Raw genomic sequence first — 414 nt, 5'->3', positions numbered from 1 at the left:
TTTTTCATCCAACTATGGGGGTTCACTTCATCTACATTATAGATATTGGGGGCTATTTTAATTTATTTTTTTATAAGTGTCCCTAAACTATAGCTATTGATTCAAGATTTCATGGGAGCCAGTTGCAACCAATAACAAAATCAATTCATCATGATCTAGCTGATAAATAACAATCCAGTTGTCATAATTTTTACCATAGTTTCCATATCTGGCAGGGTGAAATTCACGATAGCCACGCCAATTTCCTTTTAATGCATGATCTTTAATCTGTTTCAAAACAAGTACATCTTGTTCAACAATTGCTTCTAAACAAGGCTTCAAGACAGTTATTGGGAAATGTTTTTTGACTAGTTTTTTTAATTCACGTTCAAAAGATTTGGTCTGTGTAAAAGGCACCCGTAAAATGTAGGAAAA

At 32.9% G+C, this 414-nt stretch carries 1 protein-coding gene; it reads right to left on the bottom strand.

Annotated features, from left to right (window positions below):
- Nucleotides 1–93: 93 nt before the first annotated feature.
- Nucleotides 94–396 (bottom strand): type II toxin-antitoxin system YafQ family toxin, encoded by a 303-nt coding sequence (locus FD47_RS14820; protein ID WP_056980863.1) that lies wholly within the window; start codon nucleotides 394–396, stop codon nucleotides 94–96.
- Nucleotides 397–414 lie beyond the last annotated feature (18 nt).

The sequence above is a fragment of the Lentilactobacillus parafarraginis DSM 18390 = JCM 14109 genome (genome assembly GCF_001435895.1).
Taxonomy (GTDB): Bacteria; Bacillota; Bacilli; order Lactobacillales; family Lactobacillaceae; genus Lentilactobacillus; species Lentilactobacillus parafarraginis.
The sequence above is the reverse complement of the archived record's forward strand: the minus strand, read 5'-3'. Positions and strand labels throughout refer to the sequence as shown.